Below are 5,051 nucleotides of genomic sequence, written 5' to 3' on the forward strand. Positions count from 1 at the left end.
CCGCCGCGACGCGGGCGGCCGAGGCGGCGAGCGCGCAGGCCGCGACCGCAAGCATCCGCCCCGTCCATCCCATCGCCACGACTCCCGCTCCGACGTCCGCTGCAGCATGCCCCGGATCGACGCGATCCGCACAGGGCAATCCGGCCACACCGGCGAAGCCGCGGTTGCCCAGTGGACTCGCACGGCGACGATGGTACAAACCTCCGGTACGTCTCCGTAGCTCAGCTGGACAGAGCACAGGTTTCCTAAACGCAAATTGGGCGCCGCATCGGGAAACCGCGCGGCGGATCCGCTCAAATTCGGGGAACGCTTCCGGTCCCGGCGATCCAGGTCGCCGGAATCCTGCCGATCCCGAGCCAAGCCCGCGCAGTGCCATGCGCGGGAAGGTGTAGAGACTAGACGGGCGGCACCTAAGGGCGCCTTCGGGCGCCTAGGGCGAAGGGATAGTCCAGGCCACGAACGCGGGCACCCGCCCGCGGCGGCGAAAGCCGAAGTGGTATGAAACCTGGGGTCGCAGGTTCGAGCCCTGCCGGGGACGCCACGCATTCCACCTGATGCGACGCGGCCGATCGCGGGACGATCGGCCGGTCCGCAACGGACGCTGCCGACGCGTTGGATCGATCACGGGGCCCCTGCACCAGGCCGGGTCACTAACGCGGCGTGACGATCGTACCAGTGAAAACAACCGAGACCGGGAACCAGTTGCATTCGCAACTGTTGCTGCCGGGATCGTCCAACCCTGGGTCGATCCCTTGGTAGGACGTGCCCCACCCGTGACCGCAGGCGTCGACAGATCGGAACTCCGGCAGATCATCGCCGGCCTGACCGAAGGGGTGATCCTCGTCGAGCCCGATCAGCGCATCGTCTGGGCGAACGAGGCCGCGCTCGCCATGCACGGGGCCGAGAGCCTCGCCGAGCTCGGCGCGACGGTGGACGAGTACCGGGCCCGGTTCTCCCTGCGCTACCGCAACAACCGCCCACCGGACCAGTACCCGATCGAGCGGGTGGTGCGCGGCGAGACCTTCCACGACGTCATCGTCGACGTGCGCCGCACCGACCGGCCGGACGTCGACTTCGTCCATTCGCTCCGCAGCATCGTCGCGACCGACACGTCCGGGACGCCGAGCTGCCTCGCGCTGATCCTCCAGAACGTGACCCCGCAATTCGAGGCGGAGGAGCGGTTCGAGAAGACCTTCAACGCCAACCCGGCCCCGGCGGTGATCACCCGCCTGTCCGACCTGCGTCACGTCAAGGTCAACACCGGCTTCCTCGAGATGACCGGCTACACCCGCGACGCCGTGATCGGGCGCAGCGTCTACGAGGTCGACGTGCTCGCCGGCGCGCGCAGCCGCGACCTCGCGATCGCCCGCCTCAACGCCGGCACCACGGTCCCGCAGATGGAGGCCTGCCTCGGGCTGCCGGACGGCGGCACACGGTTCGTGATCGTCGCCGGCCAGCCGATGGAGCTGGGCGACGAGCCGTGCATGCTGTTCACCTTCGCCGACCTCGAGCTGCGCAAGAAGGCCGAGACGGCGCTGCGCCAGAGCGAGGAGCGCTTCGCCAAGGCGTTCCAGCTCACGCCCGTGCCGACCATGCTGTGCCGGGCCGACGGCTTCGCGGTCACCGGCATCAACGAGGCCTTCACCCGGGTGTTCGGCTACGGCCAGGACAAGGTCGTCGGCCGCACGCCGGAGGAGATCGGTCTCTGGACCAAGGATGCGGCCCGCCAGCGCTTCGAATCCGCGGTGATCCGCACCGGCTCCGTCCTCGGGCTGGAGACCTGCCTGCACGCCCAGGAGGCCGGAGACCTCGATTGCCTCGTCTCCGCCGAGCGCGTCACCATCAACGACGAGGCGTTCGTGCTGGCGGTGCTGCAGGACATCACCGAGCGCAAGCGCTCCGAGCGCGACCTGTTCGTCGCGATCGAGGCGGTGATGGCCGACACCTCCTGGTTCAGCCGCGGCCTGATCGAGAAGCTCGCGAGCCTGCGCCACCCGGGCGAGGCGAGCGCCGAGGATCCGACCCTCAGCCTCACGGTGCGCGAGCGCCAGATGCTCGGCCTGGTCTGCGCGGGGCTGAGCGACGACGCCATCGCCAAGCGGCTGAACCTGTCGCGCAACACCGTCCGCAACCACACCGCCGCGCTCTACCGCAAGCTCGGCCTGCACAAGCGCTCGGAGGTGATCGTGTGGGCGCGCGAGCACGGCCTGCCGGCGACAATTCCGACATGAATAAATCAGAATACCAGTAGTTTTATACCATTGCCTGTTCGATGGGTGTCACCATCTCCGAAGGACAAAGGCAAGACCAACAAGAACAGGGGCAGCAACCCGCCGCATCGAACCGCATGCGATCTGTGCGGATCGCACCCTCAGCTCGATCGGGCAGCGGCCGGCGACCTGCGCGCCGCGGCCGAGATCGAAGCGAACACGAGTTTTTTCGAAGTCCGACGCGACGTCCGGGTCCACGCGCATGCCGTAGCCCGGGCGACACGCCGCACACGTCTCCCACACCTCGAAGCAACAGGACGAACATCATGGTCGATACGGATCGCGTCACGGGCGCAGCGAAAGAATTTGCGGGCAAGGCACAGGGCGCCGTCGGCGATCTCGTCGGATCGCGGAACGACTCGGTCGAGGGCCGCTTCCGCGAAGCCCAGGGGTCGGCCGAGAACCTCTACGGCCAGGCCAAGGACGCCGTCCGGCACGTCGCCGGCGAAGCCTCGGACTACGCCGAGGACGCCTACGAGAACAGCGGCCACTACCTCCGCCAGGGCCGTCGCGCCGTCAGCCACCAGGTCGAGGAAAGCCCCCTCGTCGCCCTGATGATCGCCGGAGCCGTCGGCTACGGCCTCGCCCTCCTCATCCATTCCCGCCGCTGACAGCCCTCGTCGTCGCGTCAAGTCTTTCGGAGCATACCGTGGCCACATCGTCCAACATTTCCGCCGCCCCCGTCGCGGCGAGCGCAGCCTCCACCGTCCACCTGCACCAGGTGTCGTGGGGCGCGATCTTCGCCGGCGCCGCGACGGCGCTGGTGACCCAGGTCATCCTCAACATGCTCGGCGTCGGCGTCGGCCTGTCCAGCGTCGGCTGGCCCGGCGGTGACAACCCGACCGCCTCGACCCTGTCGCTCGGCGCCGGCCTCTGGTTCGTCGGCTCCGGCATCGTCGCCTCGCTCGCCGGCGGGCTCATCGCCGGGCGCCTCTCGGGCAAGCCCGTCACGGGGGCTGCCGGCCTGCACGGCCTCGTCGCCTGGGCGGTGACGACCCTCGTCGTGCTGTACCTGCTCACCTCGGCCGCAGGCGGCCTCATCGGCGGCGCCTTCTCGGGCGTGACCAGCACGCTCGGTGGCGCCGGCTCGCTCGTCGGCGGCACCGTGAAGACCGCGGCGCAGGCGGCGGCCCCGTCGCTGGCGCAGATCTCGAACCCGCTCGACGGGATCGAGAAGTCGGTGCGCCAGCAGGCGGCCGGCCAGGACCCGCAGGCCCTGCGCGATGCCGCCGCCTCGGCGGTCCGTGCCCTGCTGTCCGGCGACCCGGCCCAGAAGGCCCAGGCCGAGAACCGCGCCGCCGACGCGCTGGCCAAGGCCCAGGGCATCCCGGTCGACCAGGCCAAGACGCAGATTCAGAACTACGAGAAGCAGTACGACGCCGCGCTCGCCGACGCCAAGCAGAAGGCGTCCGCCGCAGCCGAGGCCACCCGCAGTGCGGCCACGCAGGGCGCGTTCTACGGCGCCCTCGCGCTGATCCTCGGCGCGCTCGCCGGCTTCCTCGGCGGCCGCCTCGGCGCCCCGAAGCCGCCGACCCTGGTCGCCGGCTACGACGCCCGCCGCGCCTGAGCCGAGTCCCGGCTGAACTCGAGCTCGGCTCAGCCCGACGCTCGGCGAACGACCGGCCGGTCCATGCGACCGGCCGCCCCCCCTCGAACCCGTCCCTTCCCGCGCAAGGAGCCATCCCATGAGCAGCACCACGGACAAGCTGAAGGGCCTCGCCAACGAGGCCGCCGGCAACATCAAGCAGGCCGCCGGCAAGGTCACCGGCAACGACGGCCTGATGGTCGAAGGCAAGGCCCAGGAGTTCAAGGGCGAGGCCCAGCGCACCGTCGGCGAGGCCAAGGACGGCGTGTCGTCGCTGGTCGACAAGGTCGGCGGCAAGCGCTGATCCGGGACGGCGGCGGGCGACCCGACCGGGGCCCGACCGCCGCCCGATTCTTCGAAAGTCAGGAGAGATCCATGAACGGCGACCAGTTCCGCGGCGCATCGCGCCACCTCAAGGGCCGTGCCCAGAGCGCGCTCGGCGGCCTCACCGGCGACCCGGGCCGCCAGGTCCGCGGCGCCGTGAACCAGGCGGCCGGCGGCGCGCAATACGCCTACGGCCGCGCCCGGGACCGGGCCGAGGACCTCCTCGACGACGGGCGCGCCCTCGCCCACGCGGTCGAGGACCAAGCCGGCCGCTGGATCGAAGAGGGCCGCGATCTCACCCGCCACGCCCGCAAGCGCGGATCGTCCTACGGCCGGCAGGCGGCGCGCTACGCCGACGACAACCGCGTCTCCGCCCTGGTCGGCCTCGCCGCCGTCGCCTTCGCGGTCGGCTGGCTGTCCCGTTCCAGGTCCTGAACCCATCCCATCGGAGACGCATTCCATGATCCGCAAGCTGCTCACCGCCTTTCTGCTCCCGAAGGTCATCGCCTACGTCGGCCGCCGCCTCGCCGGCCGCTCCGCCGCCCCGCCGAACCGCCGCGGCTACTGAAGCATCCCCCTTCCCCCGCCCATCAGGAGACGATCCACGATGAAGCTGACCCTCGCCCTCGCCGCCACCGTCGCCGCCACCCTGGTCGGTCTGCCGGCCCAGGCCGCCCCGGCATCCAGCGCCCCCGTCGAGGCGCTGGTGCGCGGTGACCTGCCGACCGGCTACGTGCAGTATCGCCGCTTCGGTCATCGTCACGGCTGGCGCGGCGGGCGGGGGTACGGCCGGGGTTACGGCTATGGACGCGGCTACGGCCATCGTCGTGGGCCCGGCGTCGGCGCGGCGGTGGGCGCGGGCGTCGCAGGCC

The 5,051-nt window shown here is 70.9% G+C and carries 5 protein-coding genes and 1 pseudogene; all 6 read left to right on the plus strand.

Features of this window, described 5'->3' with window-relative positions; genetic code table 11:
* Positions 1-773 precede the first annotated feature (773 nt).
* Positions 774-2,231: a PAS domain S-box protein gene (locus FV230_RS24320; protein ID WP_147726489.1), complete on the plus strand. Its 1,458-nt coding sequence runs from the start codon at positions 774-776 to the stop codon at positions 2,229-2,231.
* Between the two features lie 305 nt (positions 2,232-2,536).
* Positions 2,537-2,881, plus strand: a complete 345-nt coding sequence (locus FV230_RS24325; RefSeq protein WP_147726487.1) for a CsbD family protein — start codon at positions 2,537-2,539, stop codon at positions 2,879-2,881.
* A 38-nt stretch (positions 2,882-2,919) separates the two neighbouring features.
* Positions 2,920-3,837, plus strand: a complete 918-nt coding sequence (locus FV230_RS24330; RefSeq protein ID WP_147844230.1) for a PhnA-like protein — start codon at positions 2,920-2,922, stop codon at positions 3,835-3,837.
* A gap of 118 nt (positions 3,838-3,955) precedes the next feature.
* Positions 3,956-4,159, plus strand: coding sequence for a CsbD family protein (locus FV230_RS24335; protein WP_147844231.1), 204 nt, complete (start codon positions 3,956-3,958; stop codon positions 4,157-4,159).
* 71 nt (positions 4,160-4,230) lie between these two features.
* Positions 4,231-4,614 carry a CsbD family protein gene (locus FV230_RS24340; protein WP_147844232.1) on the plus strand — a complete coding sequence of 128 codons (384 nt, stop codon included), beginning with the start codon at positions 4,231-4,233 and terminating at the stop codon, positions 4,612-4,614.
* Between the two features lie 172 nt (positions 4,615-4,786).
* Positions 4,787-5,051: pseudogene (locus FV230_RS24345) on the plus strand (hypothetical protein); the annotation flags it as partial.

The organism is Methylobacterium sp. WL6 (assembly GCF_008040095.1).
In the GTDB taxonomy this organism is placed as follows: Bacteria; Pseudomonadota; Alphaproteobacteria; order Rhizobiales; family Beijerinckiaceae; genus Methylobacterium.